This is a genomic window from Mycolicibacterium pallens, assembly GCF_019456675.1.
Classification (GTDB): Bacteria; Actinomycetota; Actinomycetes; order Mycobacteriales; family Mycobacteriaceae; genus Mycobacterium; species Mycobacterium crocinum.
Genome location: NZ_CP080333.1, coordinates 5799365 through 5821278, shown reverse-complemented (window position 1 = coordinate 5821278; position 21914 = coordinate 5799365). Strand labels below are relative to the sequence as shown.

16 protein-coding genes are annotated in these 21914 nt (G+C 66.4%); 5 read left to right on the top strand and 11 right to left on the bottom strand.

All coding sequences use genetic code 11. The features are described from left to right. The first annotated feature begins 188 nt into the window (after positions 1–188). Both gltB and K0O64_RS28445 read left to right on the top strand, forming a co-directional pair. Complete coding sequence (gene gltB / locus K0O64_RS28450) at positions 189–4763, top strand: glutamate synthase large subunit (protein ID WP_096313054.1); 4575 nt, start codon at positions 189–191, stop codon at positions 4761–4763. Further along, a complete protein-coding gene (locus K0O64_RS28445) occupies positions 4756–6222 on the top strand; it encodes a glutamate synthase subunit beta (RefSeq protein ID WP_071948567.1) in 1467 nt (488 codons plus the stop codon). Before gltB ends, K0O64_RS28445 begins: the two co-directional genes overlap by 8 nt. Before the next feature lie 358 nt (positions 6223–6580). On the opposite strand, the gene K0O64_RS28440 is transcribed toward K0O64_RS28445, so the two are convergent. Genes K0O64_RS28440 through K0O64_RS28425 form a run of 4 tightly spaced genes read right to left on the bottom strand, consistent with a single transcriptional unit; the run spans position 6581 to position 9764 of the window. Further along, the gene (locus K0O64_RS28440) at positions 6581–7423 is read right to left on the bottom strand and encodes an LLM class F420-dependent oxidoreductase (protein ID WP_096312548.1); all 843 of its coding nucleotides are present in this window, start codon (positions 7421–7423) and stop codon (positions 6581–6583) included. 37 nt (positions 7424–7460) lie between these two features. Next, positions 7461–7724, bottom strand: coding sequence for a hypothetical protein (locus tag K0O64_RS28435; RefSeq protein ID WP_096312547.1), 264 nt, complete (start codon positions 7722–7724; stop codon positions 7461–7463). A gap of 22 nt (positions 7725–7746) precedes the next feature. Then, positions 7747–9390 (bottom strand): SulP family inorganic anion transporter, encoded by a 1644-nt coding sequence (locus K0O64_RS28430; RefSeq protein ID WP_220045887.1) that lies wholly within the window; start codon positions 9388–9390, stop codon positions 7747–7749. Continuing rightward, the gene (locus K0O64_RS28425; RefSeq protein ID WP_096312545.1) at positions 9387–9764 is read right to left on the bottom strand and encodes an ArsR/SmtB family transcription factor; all 378 of its coding nucleotides are present in this window, start codon (positions 9762–9764) and stop codon (positions 9387–9389) included. Before K0O64_RS28425 ends, K0O64_RS28430 begins: the two co-directional genes overlap by 4 nt. 111 nt (positions 9765–9875) lie before the next feature. On the opposite strand from K0O64_RS28425, the gene K0O64_RS28420 reads away from it, so the two are divergent. Beyond that, a complete protein-coding gene (locus tag K0O64_RS28420; protein ID WP_220045886.1) occupies positions 9876–10880 on the top strand; it encodes a PHP domain-containing protein in 1005 nt (334 codons plus the stop codon). Here the strand turns inward: K0O64_RS28420 and K0O64_RS28415 are convergent. Both K0O64_RS28415 and K0O64_RS28410 read right to left on the bottom strand, forming a co-directional pair. Next, positions 10877–13771, bottom strand: coding sequence for an MMPL/RND family transporter (locus K0O64_RS28415; RefSeq protein WP_220045885.1), 2895 nt, complete (start codon positions 13769–13771; stop codon positions 10877–10879). The genes K0O64_RS28420 and K0O64_RS28415 overlap by 4 nt on opposite strands. Then, positions 13768–14190, bottom strand: a complete 423-nt coding sequence (locus tag K0O64_RS28410; RefSeq protein WP_276041267.1) for an MmpS family transport accessory protein — start codon at positions 14188–14190, stop codon at positions 13768–13770. Before K0O64_RS28410 ends, K0O64_RS28415 begins: the two co-directional genes overlap by 4 nt. A 134-nt stretch (positions 14191–14324) precedes the next feature. On the opposite strand from K0O64_RS28410, the gene K0O64_RS28405 reads away from it, so the two are divergent. Next, positions 14325–14978 (top strand): TetR/AcrR family transcriptional regulator, encoded by a 654-nt coding sequence (locus tag K0O64_RS28405; RefSeq protein ID WP_096312543.1) that lies wholly within the window; start codon positions 14325–14327, stop codon positions 14976–14978. On the opposite strand, the gene dinB is transcribed toward K0O64_RS28405, so the two are convergent. From dinB to K0O64_RS28390, 3 genes are read right to left on the bottom strand one after another with little or no spacing between them, the layout of a single operon-like run. Further along, positions 14975–16180: a DNA polymerase IV gene (dinB, locus tag K0O64_RS28400; protein ID WP_096312542.1), complete on the bottom strand. Its 1206-nt coding sequence runs from the start codon at positions 16178–16180 to the stop codon at positions 14975–14977. The two genes, K0O64_RS28405 and dinB, sit on opposite strands and share 4 nt — an antisense overlap. A gap of 27 nt (positions 16181–16207) precedes the next feature. Continuing rightward, positions 16208–18706, bottom strand: a complete 2499-nt coding sequence (ponA2, locus tag K0O64_RS28395) for a transglycosylase/D,D-transpeptidase PonA2 (RefSeq protein ID WP_164520158.1) — start codon at positions 18704–18706, stop codon at positions 16208–16210. A gap of 55 nt (positions 18707–18761) precedes the next feature. After that, positions 18762–19412: a TetR/AcrR family transcriptional regulator gene (locus K0O64_RS28390; RefSeq protein ID WP_071948578.1), complete on the bottom strand. Its 651-nt coding sequence runs from the start codon at positions 19410–19412 to the stop codon at positions 18762–18764. Positions 19413–19483: 71 nt separating this feature from the next. On the opposite strand from K0O64_RS28390, the gene K0O64_RS28385 reads away from it, so the two are divergent. Beyond that, positions 19484–20953 carry a flavin-containing monooxygenase gene (locus K0O64_RS28385; protein WP_096312540.1) on the top strand — a complete coding sequence of 490 codons (1470 nt, stop codon included), beginning with the start codon at positions 19484–19486 and terminating at the stop codon, positions 20951–20953. Here the strand turns inward: K0O64_RS28385 and rraA are convergent. Both rraA and K0O64_RS28375 read right to left on the bottom strand, forming a co-directional pair. Next, positions 20950–21432, bottom strand: coding sequence for a ribonuclease E activity regulator RraA (rraA, locus tag K0O64_RS28380; RefSeq protein WP_096312539.1), 483 nt, complete (start codon positions 21430–21432; stop codon positions 20950–20952). The genes K0O64_RS28385 and rraA overlap by 4 nt on opposite strands. Before the next feature lie 2 nt (positions 21433–21434). Beyond that, entirely contained in the window at positions 21435–21896 is a 462-nt protein-coding gene (locus tag K0O64_RS28375; protein ID WP_096312538.1) for a hypothetical protein, read from the bottom strand. Positions 21897–21914: the final 18 nt, after the last annotated feature.

The window sequence follows — 21914 nt, the reverse complement described above, 5'->3', positions numbered from 1 at the left end:
CAGAGGGAGGAGAGCAACCGAGTTAGCCTATACTAAGTTGGCATGTCAGGCGGGGTTTGGCATATCGTTTTACGACTTGTTGACACCACAGTGGAGCCCCGTTCAGTGACGCACGGAGGAATCCCTGGCGGGGCGCGGTGACGTCGACGAACCACCGCGCACAAAAGCTTGTGAAGGGTCAGGTGCGAATGCCCAGGAGTGTCGGGCTGTACAACCCCGCATTTGAGCATGACTCATGTGGTGTCGCCATGGTGGTGGACATGCACGGCCGCCGGAGCCGCGACATCGTGGACAAGGCGATCACCGCGCTGCTGAACCTCGAGCACCGCGGCGCCGCCGGCGCCGAGCCGCACAGCGGTGACGGCGCGGGCATCCTGCTGCAGGTTCCCGATACCTTCCTGCGCGCCGTAGTTGACTTCGAGCTGCCGGCCGAGGGCTCGTATGCCACCGGCATCGCCTTCCTGCCGCAGTCCTCCCGCGACGCGTTGACCGCCTGCGAGGGCGTCGAGAAGATCGTCGAGGCCGAGGGCCTCGAGGTCATCGGCTGGCGCGACGTCCCCACCGACGACTCGTCGCTGGGTGCGCTGTCCCGCGACGCCATGCCGACCTTCCGCCAGGTGTTCATCGGCGGCGCCTCCGGTATCGAGCTGGAGCGCAAGGCCTACGTGATCCGCAAGCGCGCCGAGCACGAGCTGGGCAACAAAGGCCCCGGCCAGGACGGTCCGGGTCGCGAAACCGTCTACTTCCCAAGCCTTTCCGGGCAGACGTTCGTCTACAAGGGCATGCTGACCACCCCGCAGCTCAAGGCGTTCTACCTGGATCTGCAGGACGACCGCCTAGAAAGCGCGCTGGGCATCGTGCACTCGCGGTTCTCCACCAACACGTTCCCGTCGTGGCCGCTGGCCCACCCGTTCCGCCGGGTCGCCCACAACGGCGAGATCAACACCGTCACCGGTAACGAGAACTGGATGCGCGCTCGTGAGGCGCTCATCAAGACCGACATCTTCGGCACCGACGTCGAGAAGATCTTCCCGGTCTGCACCCCCGGCGCTTCGGACACCGCCCGCTTCGACGAGGTGCTCGAGCTGCTGCACCTCGGTGGGCGCAGCCTCGCGCACGCGGTGCTGATGATGATCCCCGAGGCCTGGGAGCGCAACGAATCGATGGACCCCGCCCGGCGGGCGTTCTACCAGTACCACGGCTCGCTCATGGAGCCGTGGGACGGACCGGCCTCGGTGTGCTTCTCCGACGGCACCGTCGTCGGCGCCGTGCTCGACCGCAACGGCCTGCGTCCGTCGCGCATCTGGGTCACCGAGGACGGCCTCGTGGTGATGGCCTCGGAAGCCGGCGTGCTGGATCTCGACCCGTCCACGGTCGTCAAGCGCATGCGCTTGCAGCCCGGCCGCATGTTCCTCGTCGACACCGCCCAGGGCCGCATCGTCTCCGACGAGGAGATCAAGGCCGAGCTGGCCTCGGCCGAGCCGTACCAGGAGTGGCTGGACGACCAGCAGTTCCACCTCGACGATCTGCCGCAGGGCCCGTACGTGCGGATGCCGCACCACCGCGTCGTGCTGCGCCAGCAGGCGTTCGGCTACACCTACGAGGAGCTCAACCTGCTGGTCGCGCCGATGGCGCGCACCGGCGCGGAGCCGCTCGGCTCGATGGGCACCGACACCCCGATCGCGGTGCTCTCGTCGCGGCCGCGGATGCTGTTCGACTACTTCCAGCAGCTGTTCGCCCAGGTGACCAACCCGCCGCTGGACGCCATCCGCGAAGAGGTGGTGACCAGCCTGCAGGGAACCGTCGGGCCGGAGGGCGACCTGCTCAACCCGACCCCGGAGTCGTGCCATCAGATCGGGCTGAGCCAGCCGATCCTGCGCAACCACGAGCTGGCCAAGCTGATCAACCTCAACCCGGACGACACCGTCCGTGGCCGCAAGCACGGCATGCGTTCGGCGGTCATCCGATGTCTGTATCCCGTCGCCAAGGGCGGCGAGGGCCTGCGCCGTGCGCTCGACGACATCCGCGACGCGGCGTCGAAGGCGATCGCCGACGGTGCCCGGATCCTGATCATCTCCGACCGCGAGTCCAACGAGAACCTGGCGCCGATCCCGTCGCTGCTGTCGGTGGCGGCCATTCATCACCACCTCGTCCGCACCCGGGCCCGCACCCAGGTAGGCCTGGTCGTCGAGGCCGGTGACGCCCGCGAGGTGCATCACATGGCGGCGCTGGTCAGCTTCGGCGCCGCAGCCATCAACCCCTACATGGCGTTCGAGTCGATCAGCGACATGATCGACCGCGGTGTGATCGAGGGCATCAACCGCGAGAAGGCTCTGCAGAACTACATCAAGGCCGCAGGCAAGGGCGTGCTGAAGGTGATGTCGAAGATGGGCATCTCCACGCTGGCCTCCTACACCGGCTCGCAGCTGTACCAGGCGATCGGCATCTCCCAGCAGGTGCTCGACGAGTACTTCACCGGGCTGAGCTGCCCGGTCGGCGGAATCGATCTCGACGACATCGCCTCCGACGTGGCCACCCGCCACCAGCTGGCCTACCTGGATCGTCCCGACGAGCGCGCGCACCGCGAGCTCGAGGTCGGCGGCGAATACCAGTGGCGCCGGGAGGGCGAGTACCACCTGTTCAACCCGGACACGGTGTTCAAGCTGCAGCACTCCACCCGCACCGGGCAGTACAAGGTGTTCAAGGAGTACACCCAGCTGGTCGACGACCAGAGCGAGCGGATGGCGTCGCTGCGCGGTCTGCTGAAGTTCAAAGACGGTGTGCGGCCCTCGATCCCGATCGAAGAAGTCGAGCCGGCCAGCGAGATCGTCAAGCGGTTCTCCACCGGTGCGATGAGCTACGGCTCGATCTCGGCCGAGGCGCACGAGACGTTGGCGATCGCGATGAACCGCCTTGGTGGACGGTCAAACTCGGGTGAGGGTGGCGAGGCCGTCAGCCGCTTCGAGCGCGAGCCCAACGGTGACTGGCGCCGCAGTGCCATCAAGCAGGTGGCCTCCGGTCGCTTCGGTGTGACCTCGCACTACCTGACCAACTGCACCGACATCCAGATCAAGATGGCCCAGGGCGCCAAACCCGGTGAGGGCGGCCAACTTCCGGGCCACAAGGTGTACCCGTGGGTGGCCGAGGTTCGGCACTCCACGCCCGGCGTCGGGCTGATCTCGCCGCCGCCGCACCACGACATCTACTCGATCGAGGATCTGGCGCAGCTGATCCACGACCTGAAGAACGCCAACCCGCAGGCCCGCGTGCACGTGAAGCTGGTGAGCGAGAACGGCGTTGGCACAGTCGCGGCGGGCGTCTCCAAGGCACACGCCGACGTGGTGCTGATCTCCGGCCATGACGGGGGCACCGGCGCGACGCCGCTGACCTCTCAGAAGCACGCGGGCGCGCCGTGGGAGCTCGGCCTGGCCGAGACCCAGCAGACCTTGTTGCTCAACGGATTGCGCGACCGGATCGTGGTGCAGGTCGACGGCCAGCTCAAGACCGGCCGCGACGTGGTCATCGCCGCGCTGCTGGGCGCCGAGGAGTACGGCTTCGCCACCGCACCGCTGGTGGTCTCGGGCTGCATCATGATGCGGGTCTGCCACCTCGATACCTGCCCGGTGGGTGTGGCCACCCAGAACCCGGTGCTGCGTCAGCGTTTCGAAGGCAAGCCCGAATTCGTGGAGAACTTCTTCCTGTTCATCGCCGAAGAGGTCCGCGAGCTGATGGCGCAGCTGGGCTTCCGCACCGTCAACGAGATGGTCGGCCAGGTCAACGCGCTCGACACCGCGCAGGCGGCCGAGCACTGGAAGGCCCACAAGCTGGACCTGACTCCGGTGCTGCACGAGCCGGATTCGGCGTTCATGAACCAGGATCTGTACTGCAGCTCGCGCCAGGACCACGGTCTGGACAAGGCTTTGGATCAGCAGCTGATCGTGATGAGCCGGGAGGCGCTGGATTCGGGCACCCCGGTTCGGTTCTCGACGACGATCGCCAACACCAACCGCACCGTCGGCACGATGCTCGGCCACGAGTTGACGAAAGCCTATGGCGCCAACGGTCTTCCGGACGGCACCATCGACATCACGTTCGACGGCTCGGCGGGCAACAGCTTTGGCGCGTTCGTGCCCAAGGGTGTCACGCTGCGGGTCTACGGCGACGCCAACGACTACGTCGGCAAGGGACTATCCGGCGGGCGGCTCGTGCTGCGACCGTCGGACAAGGCACCGGAAGACTATGTGGCCGAAGCCAACATCATCGGCGGCAACGTGATCCTGTTCGGTGCCACCAGTGGTACCGCGTTCATCCGCGGCACCGTGGGCGAGCGGTTCGCGGTGCGCAACTCCGGTGCGCACGCCGTCGTCGAGGGCGTCGGTGACCACGGCTGCGAGTACATGACCGGCGGACGAGTGGTGATTCTCGGCGAGACCGGCCGCAACTTCGCGGCGGGTATGTCCGGTGGTATCGCCTACGTCTACGACCCCGACGGCAAGCTGCCGGCCAATCTCAACACCGAGATGGTCGACATCGACGAGTTCGACGACGCCGACGTCGAGTGGCTGCGCGACATCATCGTCGCGCACGTGGACGCCACCGATTCGGTTGTGGGCCAGCGCATCTTGGCTGACTGGTCCGGACAGGTAGGTAATTTCGTGAAAGTGATGCCGCGCGACTACAAGGCCGTGCTGCAGGCGATCGCCGAGGCCGAGGCCGCCGGCGAGGACGTCGACAAGGCGATCATGGCGGCCGCTCATGGCTGATCCGAGTGGCTTCCTGAAGATCACCCACCGTGAGACGCCGGCCCGCCGTCCGGTGGATCTGCGCCTCAAGGACTGGAAAGAGGTCTACGAAGACTTCTCCCAGGACACCCTGGAGCAGCAGGCATCGCGTTGCATGGACTGCGGAATCCCGTTCTGCCACAACGGTTGCCCGCTGGGCAACCTGATCCCTGAGTGGAATGACCTTGTGTACCGGGACCGGTGGCGCGACGCGATCGAGCGGCTGCACGCCACCAATAACTTCCCGGAATTCACCGGTCGGCTGTGCCCGGCGCCGTGTGAAGCGTCCTGCGTGCTCGGCATCAATCAGGATCCGGTGACGATCAAGCAGGTCGAGGTCGAGATCATCGACAACGCCTTCGACGAGGGCTGGGTCGTCCCGATGCCCCCGCATGTCATCACCGGCAAGAAGGTCGCCGTCGTCGGCTCCGGTCCCGCTGGGCTGGCTGCCGCACAGCAGCTGACCCGCGCCGGCCACGACGTCACCGTCTTCGAGCGCGCCGACCGCATCGGCGGGCTGCTTCGCTATGGCATCCCCGAGTTCAAGATGGAGAAGCGCCACATCGATCGGCGCCTGGCCCAGATGGAGGCCGAGGGCACCAAGTTCCGCGCCGGCGTCAACGTCGGGGTCGACATCACGGCCGATCAACTGCGCGCCGACTTCGATGCCGTCGTGCTCGCGGGCGGCGCCACCGACTGGCGTGATCTGCCGATCCCGGGCCGCCAGTTCGAGGGCGTGTACCAGGCGATGGAATACCTGCCGTGGGCCAACAAGGTTCAGCAGGGCGATCCGGTGCTCGACGAGGACGGTCAGCCGCCGATCACCGCCAAGGGCAAGAAGGTCGTCATCATCGGCGGTGGCGACACCGGCGCCGACTGCCTGGGCACCGCCCACCGGCAGGGCGCGGTCAGCATCCATCAGTTCGAGATCATGCCGCGGCCGCCGGAGACGCGGGCCGACTCGACCCCGTGGCCGACCTACCCGCTGATGTTCCGGGTGTCCTCGGCTCACGAGGAGGGCGGCGAGCGGGTGTTCTCGGTCAACACCGAGAAGTTCCTCGGCCACGAGGGCAAGGTCACCGGGCTGCGCGCCCACGAAGTGGTGATGAAGGACGGCAAGTTCGAGAAGGTCGAGGATTCCGACTTCGAGCTTGAGGCCGACCTCGTGCTGCTGGCGATGGGCTTCGTCGGGCCGGAGAAGCCGGGTCTGCTCACCGACTTGGGCGTGGATCTCACCGACCGCGGCAACGTCGCCCGTGACAACGAGTTCGCCACCTCGGTGCCGGGTGTCTTCGTCGCAGGCGACATGGGTCGTGGGCAGTCGCTGATCGTCTGGGCGATCGCCGAGGGCCGCGCCGCCGCCAAGGGCGTGGATCGCTACCTGATGGGGCATTCCGCGTTGCCGGCGCCGATCAAGCCGACGGCCGCCCCGCAACGCTGATCACCCGTACGGAACACTGGTCACTTCAGTAACAGCAGAATCATCGGATTAATCGACGGCGCGCCTATTGACGTTTGCGGTTGACGTTGGCTCTAATTGCTGGAGCGGGCGTTGCGGTAACGTGGGGCTCCGGTTGAACCGATATCCGACCACAGGAGTGATCCTTGTGTACCTCAACCCGATATCTCGATCGCGGGTCGGGCGTATAGCCTGGTCCTTCTTCCGGCACCCGGTGAAGAGCCGCGAGTGGCCGGCCAAGCACGAGCGCCTGGTAACAGCCGACGAACTCGTTCGCTTCGGTTTCTAGCAACTGAATCCGACGTCGGCGGGGCTTTGCCCGTCGTTATCAAGCTGTTATCTAGAGCGCAGAATCCCGGATGGCTTCGGCAAGCGGTTCCAGCACGGCCGGAGTGTGTGGCGGCGGTAGATAGAAGATCGCCAGATCGAGTCCCTCGGCTGCCAATGCGGCTGCTTCGTCGATCGCCTTCGCGTAGTCGTGGTCCTCACTGAGCCGGACATGTGCGGAGTGCATGATCTCGGCCGGGTCGCGGCCTATGTCGGCGCAGTGCGACGCGAGCACACTCCGCTTGTGGGCGAACTCTTCCGGTGTACCGCCGGCGAAGTTCCAGTGCTGGGCGTACTTGGCGACGATGCGCAGAGTGCGCTTCTCACCGCTGCCGCCGATGCAGATCGGCGGGTGTGGTCGCTGCGGACCCTTCGGCTCGTTGCGGGCATCCTTGAGCTGGTAGTACGTCCCGTCGAAGGTCGTAGTCTCCTGGCTGAGCAGACCGATGAGCACCTGGCAGGCCTCTTCGAAGCGGTCGAGCCGCTCCTTCACGCTGCCGAGCTCGATGCCGTAGGCGCCCGACTCTTCCTCGTTCCAGCCCGCGCCGATGCCCAACTCGAGGCGGCCGTCGGAAATGATGTCGACCGCTGCCGCCATGTTGGCCAGCACGGCGGGGTGCCGGTAGTGGATGCCGGTGACCAAGTTGCCCAGCCGAAGACGTTTGGTCGCCTGGGCCAGTGCGGTCAGCGTGGCCCAGCCTTCGAGGCAGGGGCCGGTCGAGTCCGAGAAGATCGGAAAGAAGTGATCGAAGGTCCAACCGGAGTGGTAGACGTCGATGTCATCGGCGGCCTGCCAAACCGCGAGCATGTCGGCCCACGTGGTGTTCTGCGGTGAGGTTTTGAAGGCGAATTGCACTAGGTCGAGCCTAGTCCGGTTCCCTGACCGGCACCTGTCAGGCGGCGGCTTTCAGCGGGACCAGCTCGTGAGTGCGGACGGATTCGCGGCGCAACGCCTTGGCGAGCGCATGCACGAGCAGCCATTGGGCGAGCCCGACCACGAGCAGCGGCCACAGCACGCCGGCCAGCAGCGCCGGCACGGCGGTGACACTCGGATTGGTGGGCTCGCTCTTGCGTGACCAGGCCGCGAACGCCATGGCGCCACCCGCGACGAGCGCGGCGACGCACAGGTAGGTGATCACCCACTGCAGGGACGGCATGCGGGTCTATACCCGCGCGCGGTCAGGGATAAACCATTCTGGCAACGTGTGAGCGTGCATGGGCGACTGCCTCGTCGAGCGAGTCGATCAGGTGATTCTCGTGGCGAAGGGCGTCGACGATGCCGATGTTGGCAAGCAAAGCCATGTGCTCGGGTCGCACCCCCTTGATGATCACGGTGACCCCGCGCGCCTCGAGGTCTCCGGCAATCTCGGCGAGGGTGTGGGCCCCCGTGGCGTCCAACATGCCCAGCTGTGACATGCGGATGATGACGACCGAGACGTCGGGATAGTTGGTGATCGCGGTGGAGAGGCGCTCGGCCGCGCCGAAGAACATCGCGCCGTCGAGGCGCAGCAGCGCGATGTGCTCGTCACCGACCTGAGGCGGCCCGGTTAGATCTTCGCGGACCACGCTGCTGCGCCGCGCGACCGTCCGCAGCGCGAAGAACGCCGCGATCAGGATCCCGATCTCGACCGCCTCGATCAGATCGAAGCAGACGGTGACGATGGCGGTCAGCGCGAAGGCCAGCGCGTCCGAGCGGGTGGATCCGACGATCTTGGTGATCGTGGTCAGCGAGATCATCCGGAACGACGTCACCATGAGCACACCGGCCAAGGCGGACAACGGGATTGCCGCCACCGGCCCGGTGGCCAGATAGACGACCCCGAGCAACAGCAGCGAGTGCACGATGGCCGACACCCGGGTGCGGGCACCGGAGCGGACGTTCACCGCGGTGCGGGCGATCGCGCCGGTCGCGGGCATCCCGCCGAAGAGCCCGGACGCCATCGAGGCCAAACCCTGCCCGACGAGTTCGCGGTCCGGATCGTAGGGACCGGTGGGTGACATGGTTGCCGCCACGCGTGCGGACAGCAGCGATTCGATGGCGGCCAGCGCGGCGATGGCCACCGCGGCGCCGAGCAGGGTACGTAGCGCGCCGGGATCGGCCTGCGGCATCACCGGTGCCGGCAGATGCGAGGGCAGGTTTCCGATGGTGCCCACCGGAAGGTGGAACCCCACCACGATCAGGGTTGCGGCGACGACCGCGGTGAGCGATTCGGGGATCCCGCGGTGCAGCCGCGGTAGACCGACCATCAGTGCGGCAACGAAACCCACCACCGCCACGGTGCGCCACGCCGACGACCAGTCCGCCTCGGAGATGACGGTCCAGGCGGCGGGCAGCGTGCGTTGTCCGCTCGGAGCGGTGACGCCGAATGCGGCCGGTACCTGCTGCAGGAAGATGATCGCCGCGATGCCGAGCGTGAAACCCTCGATCACCGGCCACGGGATGAACGTCACGGCCCGGCCCAGGCCGGTGATGCCGGCGGCCAGCACGATCAGACCCGCCAGCACCGTCACCAACGCAACGCTGCCCACACCGTGCTGCGCCACGATCGGCGCGAGCACCACTGCCATCGCTCCTGTCGGCCCCGAGACCTGAACGTGCGATCCGCCGAATATCGCGGCCACCACGCCGGCAATGACGGCCGTGATCAAGCCGGCGGCCGCCCCGACTCCGGAGCTGATGCCGAAAGCCAGCGCCAGCGGCAGGGCCACCACACCCACCGTGATTCCGGCGAGGATGTCACGACGCCAGGACCGGGGCAGGTCGGCGTAGTCACCGAGGTGGGGAAGCAGCCGCGAGATTTGGTCGGCCGCCTTCGCGATCACGGCGCGTCCCCGACCGGCGGCAGGGCGTCGAACGCCTCGAGTTGCTGGTGACGGGCCTTGAGGGTGTCCGCCAGAAAGCTGCGCGCGGTGACGAGCAGGACGCGGATCGAGGGATGTGCGAGCCGGTAGTAGACGGCGTTGCCGACGCGTTCGGACGACACGACGTCGTGGCGTTTCAGCACGGCCAGGTGCTGGGAGAGCAGCGTCGGCTCGATGTCGGTGGCGGCCAGGATCTCACTGACCGGGGTGGGTTCGTCGCCGGCGGACAGGATCTCGAGGATGCGGATACGGGCGGGGTGAGCGAGCGCCTTGAACAGGTTCGCTTTGATTTCGTACAGCGGCCGCTCAGTGCCGCCGGGGGAGCTGGTGGGCACCACGGGCCTCGGATTGATCACTTGATGGATTGAAGGATTGCTAAATCAGCCTAGCTCGATGCGCTGTGCGGCGGCAAATCGTGGGCGCAGCGTGCGAGGCACACTGGAGTCATGGACCCGGTGACCGCGCTACGCGAGATCGCGTACTACAAGGACCGTGCGCGGGAAGACTCCCGGCGGGTGATGGCCTACCGCAAGGCCGCCGATATCGTCGAGGCGCTGGACGAGGAAACCCGCGACAGGCACGGCCGCGCCAACAGCTGGCAGAGCCTGCCCGGGATCGGACCCAAGACGGCCAAGGTGATCGCACAGGCGTGGGCCGGCCAGGAGCCCGACGTGTTGGTCGAGTTGCGTTCCAGCGCTGAGGATCTCGGCGGTGGCGACATTCGCGCAGCGCTGCGGGGCGATCTTCATCTGCATTCGAACTGGTCGGACGGATCGGCGCCCATTCCGGAGATGATGGCCGCCGCCGCGGCGCTGGGCCACGAGTACTGCGTGCTCACCGATCACTCGCCCCGGCTGACCATCGCCAACGGGCTCTCGCCCGACCGGCTGCGCCATCAGCTCGATGTGATCGACGAACTGCGCGAGAAGATGGCACCCTTCCGGATTCTCACCGGTATCGAGGTCGACATTCTCGACGACGGGACCCTGGATCAGGAGCCCGAGTTACTGGACCGGCTCGACGTCGTCGTCGCCAGCGTGCACTCGAAACTTGCCATGGACGAACCGTCGATGACCCGCCGGATGGTCCGCGCGGTGAGCAACTCTCGGGTCAACGTGCTCGGCCACTGCACGGGACGGCTGGTAACCGGCAACCGCGGGCTGCGGCCCGAGTCCAAGTTCGACGCCGAGAAGGTCTTCACCGCGTGCCGGGACAACAACACCGCGGTGGAGATCAACTCGCGCCCCGAGCGTCGTGACCCGCCGACCCGACTGCTCAAGCTGGCGCTCGACATCGGCTGCGACTTCTCGATCGACACCGACGCCCACGCGCCGGGACAGCTAGACTTCCTCGGCTACGGCGCGCAGCGTGCGCTCGACAGCGATGTCCCCGTCGAACGGATCGTCAACACGTGGCCGGTCGAGAAGCTGTTGCGTTGGGCCGCAAGCTAGTTGCCGACCGGCACCAACTCGCGCTCCCGGCTCGGCCACGGTTGCGGCACCGGGCGCGGACGCACCCGCTGGGGCCACCAGAACCAGCGACCGAGCAGCGCCGCCAGCGACGGTGTCATCAATGATCGCACCACCAGGGTGTCGAACAGCAGGCCCAGACCGATCGTCGTGCCCACCTGACCGATCACGATCATGTCGCTGACCGCCATCGAGATCATCGTGAAGGCGAACACCAAGCCGGCCGATGTCACCACCGATCCGGTTCCGGCCATCGAGCGGATGATGCCGGTCTTGAGCCCGGCGTGGAACTCCTCCTTCATCCGGGACACCAGCAGCAGGTTGTAATCCGCGCCGACTGCGAGCAGCACGATCACCGACATCGGCAGCACCATCCAGTGCAGCGGGATGCCGATCAGGTGCTGCCACAGCAGCACTGAAAGGCCGAAAGAGGCACCAAGACTGAGCACGACGGTGCCGACGATCACCGCCGCGGCGGCGATCGCACGGGTCAGCACCACCATGATCAGGAAGATCAGGATCAACGAGGCGACCGCGGCGATGAGCAGGTCATAGTCGGCACCGAGCTGCATGTCCTTGTTCATCGATGCGCTGCCGCCGACGTATACCGTCGAACCCTCCAACGGCGTGCCCTTGATGGCGTCGACAGCGGCGGTGCGCAGCGGCTCGATGTGCGACGTACCCTGCTCGCTGAGCGGGTCGCCCTGGTGATTGACCGTGAACCGCACCGCGTGACCGTCGGGCGAGATGAACAGCTTCATACCGCGCTGAAAGTCGGCTGTTCCGAACGCCTCTGGCGGAAGGTAGAACGTGTCGTCGTTGCGGGCGGCGTCGAAGGCCTGACCCATCGCCGTCGCGTTCTCCTGCTGGGCGATGTTCTGATCCTGCTGAGCCTTCTGCGCTTGATACTGGTTGAGCATCATTTGCTTCTGGTTCTTCATCGTCTGGATCTGCGCCGGGAGCACCGCGGCCATCTGGGGCGTCAGGTCGGCCATACGCTCGATGTCGGGCACCAGGTCCTGGAAGTCGTCCGACATCTTGCCGATTCCGTCGAGGCTGTCGAAGACCGACCGCAGCGCCCAGCACATCGGGATGTCGAAGCAGTGCGGCTCCCAGTAGAAGTAGTTGCGCAGCGGGCGGAACTGATCGTCGAAGTCGGCAAGGTGATCCCGAACGTCGGCGATATCGGCAGACGTGCCCTTCATCTTGTCCGCCATCCGCCGCGTGACTGCGGCCAACTCCAGTGTGATGCTGTACATCTGGCTCATCGAGTCGATGGAGACCTGCATGTCGTTGGCTTGTTTGAGCGTGTTCTCCAGGACCGTCTGCTGGTAGTCGTTGTTCATGAGTTGCCCTGTGCCGCTTTGACTCATCGTGTACGCGAGCGAGGCGTGTTCGATCGGCTTGCCGTCAGGGCGGGTGATGGTGGTGACCTGCGCGATGCCGTTCACCCGGGCCATGGCTTTGGCGATCTTGTCGATAACCAGGAAGTCCGCGGGATTTCGCAGATCGTGGTCGGCCTCCACCATGACGAGCTCCGGATTCATCTTGGCTTCGGAGAAGTGCCGATCCGCGGCCGCCTGCCCGACGTTGGCCGGGATGTCGGCAGGCAGGTAGATGCGGTCGTTGTAAGTGGTGTGATACCCGGGAAGCGCGAGCAGGCCGATGAGGCACAGCACGATGGCGAAGACCAGCACGGCCCCCGGCCAGCGCACGGTTGCCGCGCCGACCCGGCGCCAGCCACGAGCTCTTCTGTTGCCCTTGGGTTCCAGCACGCGGCCGAATCGGGTGACGATCGAGATGACGGCGGGCCCCAGGGTCAGACCCGCGGCGACCACGACGGTCATGCCGACCGCCAGCGGGATGCCCATGGTCTGGAAGTACGGCAGCCTGGTGAAGTGCAGGCACAGGGTTGCACCGGCGATCGTCATACCCGAGGCCAGCACCACGTGCGCGGTGCCGTGGTACATGTCGTAGTACGCCGACTCGCGGTCTTTGCCTTTTCGTCGCGCTTCTTGATACCGCCCGATCAGGAAGATCGCATAGTCGGTGGCCGCGGCAATCGCAAGTGTGACAACCATATTCGTTGCGAACGTGGTCAGCCCGAACACATTGTGGTAGCCGAGGAAGGCGACAGCACCCGTTGACGCCGACAGGCCGACAACGACCATGCCCAGCGTGATCACCGTCGTGATGATCGACCGGTAGATGAGCAGCAGCATGATCGCGATGACACCGAACGTCAGCGCCTCGATGGTCTCCATGCTGGCGTCACCGACGGCGTTCTGGTCCGTCGTCGTCGCCGACGGTCCTGCGACGTACGCCTTGACGCCCGGCGGCGCCGGCACGCTGCTGACGATCGTGCGGACGGCCTCCACCGATTCATTGGCGAGCGCCTCACCCTGATCACCACTGATGTACACCTGAACGTAAGAGGCTTTACCGTCGATACTTTGGGCGCCGGCAGCGGTCAGCGTGTCGCCCCAGAAGTCTTGGACGTGCTGCACATGTGCGGTGTCGGCGCGCAACTGGCGCACCATCTCGTCGTAGAACGCGTGGGCATCAGGGCCCAGGGGCTTCTCGCCCTCCAGCACGATCATCACCGAGCTGCTGGTGTTGTATTCCTTGAACACCTCGCCGACCCGTTTGGTGGCGATGAGTGACGGTGCGTCGTTGGGGCTCATCGACACCGCGCGCATCTTGCCCACCTCGGCGAGCTGCGGCACGGTGGTGGTCAGGAACGCGATCAGGGCGATCCAGGCCAGCACGATCGGGATCGCGAACATGCGGATAAACCGCGGCAGTGCAGGACGTTTCGCGTGCCGGGGTGTCGGGATGGTGTCGGTCTTGGCGTCATCGAGGGTGGCGCTCATGCGGCCTTCACCAAGCAGTACGTCGCGGCGTTCACGCCTTGGGCCGTCCTTTCGTCCTTGACCTCGTCGTCGACGAGTACGCGACAGCCGATCGACTGACCGTCACCTTGTGCCAGCAGGTTCGGCATGACCGAGGGGACCGTCGTCTCGAGCCGCAATGACCACGGCAGGCTGACTTCGCCTGTGCGCTGGGGCAATCCGTTGAGATCGGTGTAGTTGACGACGGCGGTGCTGCCCGTCCCGAACACCTCGTAGACGACGACTTTGGGGTTGAATTTGGCCGCGGTGTCCGAACCCACCGGCGTGACGACGGCCCCGTCGGAACCGAACACCGACCGCAGCTGGCTCACGGTCGCGACGCCGATCACGACGGCTACCACCATGAGGGTGGGCAACCAGACCCGTTTGAGTATCGCCATCACGGCCCAGGCCTTCCTGTGACAGCCGCAGGTCATCCGACGGCCAGCGATCTAGGTAGGCAATCTAAGCGGATAAGTGGATAGAGTCAATCCGGTTATTGGCTTACGTTAGGCACATCACTAAACTCGAGCAGATGATTGACAAACCGTGCCGAGGGCTGCGCAAAGATGCGGAGCGCAATCGGCAGCGGATCATCGAGGCCGCACGCGAACTGTTCGCCGTGCGCGGTCTCGAGGCGACGCTCAACGACGTGGCGCATCACGCAGGCGTCGGCGTCGGCACGGTGTATCGGCGGTTTGCGACCAAAGAGGAACTGCTCGATGCGATCTTCGTAGACGGCATCGACCAGGTGGTCTGCCTCGCGGAATCAGCTGCGCAGCAGAATAATTCGTGGGACGGCTTCGTCTGGTTCGTCGAGCAGCTCTGCGAGTTGACAGCCACCGACCGCGGGTTGCGACAGATGGTCTACAGCTCCGCGTACGGCGGTTACGGGGTCGAGTGCGCGCGGCTGCGTCTCACGCCGCCCATCTCCAAACTCGTCGAGCGGGCTCGCGATGACGGCCATCTTCGCCGCGACGCCGAGCCCACGGACATGCCAATCCTCGGGATGCTCGCCGGCACGGTCAGTGAGTGGGCCGGCCACGTCGAGCCCGAACTGTGGCGGCGGTATGTGGCACTGCTGCTCGAGGGCATGCGCAACCGGGATGGCCAGCAGCCGTTGCCGGTCGGCGCACTCGAGGACGATCAAATGGATGCAGCGATGCGGGGCTGGCACCCTGCCGGTTAGTCCGGCAGATGGGGCATTTCCAGGCCGGTGTCCCGGCCTACCAGCACGCCGCGGGTGAGTACCGCATTGCCGTAGCGCCGCCGGACCCGGTCGACCGCGGTGTCGAGGTCGAGTGTCTCGGGGCGTGCGCCGTCGAGTGGTAACTCCAATTGCTGTGCCCCGCCGGGGTCGATGTTGGACACCGCGAATCCGATCAGCGTGATCCCGCGTTCGGCGATCAGCGGTTCGGCCGCGGCGACCAGGCCACGTGCGGCGGCCAGTATCGGCTCGGTGGATCCGGTGGCCCTGGGCATCGTGTGTGAGCGGGTGACGCGCGTGAAGTCGTCGAAACGCAAGCGCAGCACAACTGTTCGCCCGGTGCGTTGCGCCGAGCGCATCCGCCGGGTGATTCGGTCGACAAGGCCGATCACCACGGCGTCCAGCTCCGCGGGTGTGATCCCCCGACGACCGAGTGCTCGCTGGGCGCCGACCGAGCGGCGGCGACGGCCGGTGTCGACGCGCCGCCGATCGATGTTGCGCGACAACGAATACAGCTGCCGGCCCATCGCCGGGCCGACCATCGACGCCAACATCGACTCTCCGAGCTCAGCGACCTGCGCGACGGTCTCGATGCCGTGCGCGTGCAACTTGTCGGCGGTCTTCGGGCCCACACCCCACAGCCGGCGCACCGGCAGCGGATGCAGGAATGCCAACTCGCCCTCGGGCGGCACCAGCAGTAGGCCGTCGGGCTTGGCCTCCTGGCTGGCGACCTTCGCCAAGAACTTCGTGCGGGCGATCCCCACGGTGATGGGCAGCCCGACCCGGTCGCGAACCTCCTCACGCAAACGCGCCCCGATCTGGACCGGGTCGCCGGCCAGTCGCTGCAACCCGGATACGTCGAGGAATGCCTCGTCGACCGAGAGCGGCTCGACCAGCGGCGTGGTGTCGCGGAAGACGGCGAAGACGTCGTCGCTGGCCTGGCTGTAGGCCGACATCCGCGGAGGGACGACGATCGCCGCGGGGCACAGCCTGCGGGCCTGGTGGCCGCCCATCGCCGTGCGCACTCCGTAGGCCTTGGCCTCATAGCTGGCGGCCAGCACGACGCCGCCGCCCACGATCACGGGGCGGCCACGCAGCGTCGGGTCATCGCGCTGCTCGACCGAAGCGTAGAACGAGTCGAGATCAGCGTGCAGGATGGTCGCCCCGCCGCCGGACACGAACATACGTTCGCATGGCAGTCCGACAACTGCCTACGGCGGCGGAGGAGCGTCGGCCGGCGGCGGGGGCGGTGGCGGCTCGGGTGCCGGCGGCGGGGGTGGCGGCGGCGCGGGCGGAGGGAACATCGGCAGCGTGATCGGCGGCAGCCCGGGGATGTTGATGACGTTGACGTCGGGCGGCGGAGCATCCGGCGGCGGGGGCGGTGGTTCCGGCGCGAGATCAGGCGGGGGAGCCGGTGGGATTCCATTGCTGGTGTTGATCGTGATGATCGAGCCCGGAATGGTCTTGCCCGACGGCGTGGTGCCGACGACTGATCCTCTCGATGAGAAGCTGTTGATCGGGGTGGGCAGGTCGGCGACCTGGAATCCGGCTTCGCGCAAGCGTTTTCGTGCGGCGTCGAAGCTCAGGCCGGTCACGCTGGGCACGGTGCTGCCGGAGCCGCCGTCGACATAACGCTTGTCGGTGGGCGGCAAGGCAATGGGGCCAAAGTCCGTCGCGACCGGTTTCATCGCCAGGAACCATGTCCGGGCCGGCTCGTTGCCGCCGTACAGGTTGCCGTATCCGCATTTGCGCAATGGAAATGAGCACAGGCCGCCGGGGTTGGTGGAGTCGTCGAAGATGTAGTTGGCCGCGGCGTACTGGTTGGTGAAGCCCAAAAAGCCTGAGGAGCGGTGCGATTCGGTGGTACCGGTCTTGCCCGACATCGGTAGGGTCCAGCCGACCGAGCCGGCCGAACCGGCCGCCGTGCCGCCGGTGGAGTCCTTGGACAACGCGTTGGCCAGAGTATTGGCCAGCCCCTCGGGTACCACCTGCTCGCAGGCCTGGGTTTCGACGGCGACCTCACGGCCGTTCCGGTCGAAGATCTTGTCCACCGGGCTCGGCGGGCACCACATGCCACCCGATGCCAAAGTGGCTGCCACGTTGGACAATTCGAGCGCATTCAGCTCGAACGGTCCCAGAGTGAACGAACCGAGGTTCTGGCGCTTGACGAAGTCGGCCAGGCTTTCGTTGCTGTTGGGCTGGTAGGCGCGCGCGGTGCCAGGCTCGGCGTAGGAGCGCAGTCCCAGCCGGACGGCCATGTCCACTGCACGGGTGACACCGATCTGCTGGATCAGTTTGGCGAACGCGGTGTTGGGTGATTGCGCCAGCGCGTCCGTCACGCTCATCGGGCTACGGTAGTTTCCGGCGTTCTTCACACACCAGGTCTCCTTCGGGCAACCCGGTGTGCTGCTGCTACCCAAACCCTTGCCCTGAAACGAGCCAGGCACATCGAGCTGAGCGTTGATGCCCATCCCCATCTCGAGGGCGGCGGCGGTGGTGAAGATTTTGAAGATCGAGCCGGCGCCGTCACCGGCCAGTGAGAACGGCTGCGGCTGAACAGTCTGGCCGGCGTCGAGCTGCAGGCCGTACCCGCGGTTGTCGCCCATGGCGAGCAGTTTGTGGCTGGTCTTGCCGGGCTGGATGACACTCATCACGCTGGCCACGCCGTCGAGCTTCGGGCTGGCGACGGTGTCGATCGCCTTCTTCACGCTGTTCTGCACGTTCGGGTCCAGGGTCGTGCGGATCAGATAGCCGTTGCGTGCGACGTCGTCTTTGGACAGCCCCGCGCGGGCCAGATACTGCAGCACGTAGTCGCAGAAGAAGCCGCGGTCCCCGGCGGCGATGCAGCCCTGCGGCAGCGAGTTCGGCTGCGGCAGGATGCCCAGCGGCTGCTGGCGGGCGGCGCGCAGTTCGTCGGACCGGTCCGGCAGGTTCTCGATCATGGTGTCGAGGACGACGTTGCGACGCGCGAGCGCGGCCTCGGGGTTGGTGTACGGGTTCAGCGCGCTCGTCGACTGCACGATCCCGGCCAGCAGCGCGGCCTGCTGCCAGTTCAGGTCGGTCGAGTTGATGCCGAAGTATGTCTTCGCCGCGTCCTGCACCCCGTAGGCGCCGTTGCCGAAGTACACCAGGTTCAGATACCGGGTCAGGATCTCCGGTTTGGAGATCGCCTTGTCCAGCGCCAGGGCCATTCGGATCTCGCGCAGTTTGCGCGCCGGCGTCGTCTCGACGGCCGCCCGCCGTTCGGCGTCGGTCTGGGCGTTGACCAACAGGTTGTAGTTCTTGACGTACTGCTGCTCGATCGTCGAGCCGCCCCGGGTGTCGAGGTCGCCTCTGAGATAACCGATCAGGCCGGTCAGGGTGCCCTGTACGTCGACACCGTTGTGGTCGGCGAAGCGCTTGTCCTCGATCGAGACGATCGCCAGCTTCATCGTGTCGGCGATCCGGTCGCTGGGCACCGGCCAGCGGCGCTGCGCATAGATCCAGGCGATCGGGTTACCGGCGGTGTCCACCATCGTGGTGACGGTGGGCACCTCGCCCGTCATCAGGTCGGCGGAATCCTGCGCCGCCACGTCGGAGGCGTGGTTGACGACGATGCCCACCCCGCCGGCGAGCGGAAATAGCATGGCCGCCACCAGGACACCGGCCAGCAGGCAGTACAACGCAAGCTTGCCAACGGTGGCACCCCTCCGTGGGTGTGGCTCGGACACCCCGCAAGACTAGGGCCAGCCGCGCGGGCGGCGAATTCAATATGCCAAGCCGGAATCAAACCGACGCCGCGGCCGCGCCGTAAATGCTGGTGATCCAGATGTGGGCCAGCGCCTCGAGCGCGGCTTGCTCCGGCAGTGTGGGCTTCTGGGTGAGCTGGGCAGCGAACAGAACCCGCTCATTCATCAGGTTCAGTGCAGTTGCCAGATCGTGTGCCGGGATGGTGTCAGGGGCGGCACCGCGCTCCCGTTCCCGCAGGATCAACCCGGCCGTGTAGTCGACCCAACTCGACATGTACGCCGTCCACATCTGTCGCAATTCGGCATTGGTCGCCATGGCGCCCAGACCGGCGAGCAGTACCGTCCGGTGCGGCCGCAGTGCGTCGAAAAAGGCATAGATGCCGGCATGCCAGGCCGTCTGCGGGTCCTCGGGCACTTCGACGCTCTGCAGCTGTCCAGCGCCGGAGGCGGTGATGGCGCGGTCAAACAGGCGCACAAGCACCGCGTCTTTGGAGGCGAAGTAGAAGTAGAACGTCGGGCGTGACAGGCCGGCGCCCTTGGCGAGGTCGTCCACCGAGATGTCGGCGAACGGCCGCTCGGCGAGCATGTCCTCCAGCGTGCCTAGGATCGCCGCTTCACGATCGTCGCCGGACGGGCGGGTGGCGCGGCGCCCACGAACGCGGGCCGGACTGACAGCTGACACGGCCATTACTTTACAGCGCGTTGGATTATTCAACACTGTGTTGACCTATTCAACACAGTGTTGATAGCGTCGCCGCCATGACAGAACACGTCGATGTAGTGATCGTGGGAGCCGGCATCTCCGGCATCAGCGCCGCCTGGCACCTGCAGGACCGCTGCCCGTCGAAGAGCTTCCTGATGCTGGAGCGCCGCGAGAATCTCGGCGGCACCTGGGACCTGTTCAAGTACCCCGGTATCCGCTCGGACTCCGACATGTTCACTCTGGGGTTCCGGTTCAAGCCGTGGACGTCGGAGAAGGCGATCGCCGACGGGCCCTCGATCATGGCGTACCTCAAAGACACGGTGCGCGAGTACGGCATCGACAAGCACATCCGTTACGGCCACCGGGTGGTCCGCGCCGAGTGGTCGACCGTCGACAACCGGTGGACCGTCCGCGTCGAAGCCAACGGTGAGCAGAAGGACATCACCTGTTCATTCCTGTTCGCCTGCAGCGGTTACTACAACTACGACGAGGGCTACTCGCCGGATTTCCCCGGCGCCGACGACTTCACCGGCACAATCGTGCACCCGCAACACTGGCCGGAGGATCTGGACTACACCGGCAAGCGCGTCGTGGTCATCGGCAGCGGCGCGACGGCCGTGACTCTCATTCCCGCCCTGGCCAATTCGGGTGTTGGGCACGTCACGATGCTGCAGCGCTCACCGACCTACATCGGCTCGCTGCCCGACGTCGATCCGTTCGCGGTGCGGATGAACAAGCTCCTTCCCGCCAAACCGGCCTACGTGGCCAACCGGTGGAAGAGCATCATCTTCCAGTCCGCGCAGTACCGGCTGGCTCGGCGATTCCCCAACTTCATGCGAAAGCAGCTGATGACGATGGCGCAGCGCCGGCTGCCCGAGGGCTACGACGTCAACAAGCACTTCGGGCCGAGCTATCGGGTGTGGGACGAGCGACTGTGCCTGGCGCCCAACGGTGATCTGTTCCGCACGATTCGCAAGGGTCAGGCCGAGGTGGTCACCGACACCATCGAGCGCTTTACCGCGACGGGCATCAAACTCACCTCGGGCCGGGAGTTGGACGCCGACATCATCGTCACCGCAACGGGTTTGAACCTGCAACTGTTCGGTGGCGCAGAGATCGTCAAAGACGGTGAGCCGCTGGACCTGAACACCACGATGGCCTACAAGGGCATGATGCTCTCCGGTGTGCCGAACGTGGCGTTCACCATCGGCTACACCAACGCGTCGTGGACGTTGAAGGCCGACCTGGTGTCCGAATTCGTCTGCCGCGTCCTCAACTACATGGATGCCCGGGGCTACGACCGGGTCGCCCCCGGCCAGCCGTCGGCCGATATCGAGGAGCGCCCGCTGATGGACTTCACGCCCGGCTACGTGCTGCGGGCGCTGGACCGGCTGCCCAAAGCAGGCTCGCGGGCGCCGTGGCGGCTCAAGCAGAATTACCTGCTGGACCTACGGCTGATCCGGCACGGCAAGGTTGACGACGAAGCGCTGAGGTTCACGAAAAACCGTGTCACAGTGGGTGTTTAGTCCGCTGCGGTGACGACGATTCCGTCGTCGTCACTGTAGGCGATGTCGCCGGGCACGAAGGTGACGCCGCCGAAGCTGACCGGAACATCACGCTCGCCGTCGCCGGTCTTGGTGCTCTTGCGCGGATTGGTGCCCAGCGCCTTGATGCCAATCTCAAGGGTGCGCAGCGTCGATGCGTCGCGCACCGCGCCGTGCACGATGAGCCCCGCCCAGCCATTGGAGCGCCCCAGCTCGGCGATCACATCTCCGACCAGGGCGGTGTGCACCGAGGCGTCGCCATCGATCACCAAGACCCGACCGTCGCCGGGTTCGGAGAGCACCGACTTCAGCAGCGCGTTGTCTTCAAAACACCGCACGGTGCTGATCGGTCCGGCGAACTCGGTGCGGGCGCCGAACTGGCGGAACTGCACATCGCAACTGCGGACGTCGGCGCCGATGTCGTCGACCAGGTCGGCGGTGGGGCGGAACGTGACGGCCATGCTCACTCGGCGTTCCTGGCGCGCCACCGGCGCACCAGCAGAGCGATCAGCACGGTCGCGGCGAAGGCGATCGCGAACGGCAACGGGGAACGCGAGGGCTGCGGAGCCGGCACGATCGCCGGGGTGGAGACCGGATCGGCGGCCTGCTCGACCGAGGCCTTGGCGCTGGCCGCGGCCGCGCGGGCACCCTCGGCCACTGGCGGAGAGCCGTTGCCTGCGGCCAGTGTGGCGGGAGCGGCGGGCGGCGCCGGCGGGACCTTCTTGGCGGGCGCCTTCTTGGCCGGGGCCTTCTTCGCGGCCTCGCCGGCCTTCGCGGGGGCCTTCTTGGCGGGAGTCTTCTTTACAGCCTTTTTGGCCGGCGCCTTTTTGGCCGGCTGCTTCTTGGCAACGGCCTTCTCCGGAGGCGGCGGCCCCGGCGGCGTGGCATCGCGACCCTCGTCGGGCCGGTCCTGCTCATCTGCCATCAGCTGCGCTCCTTTGCA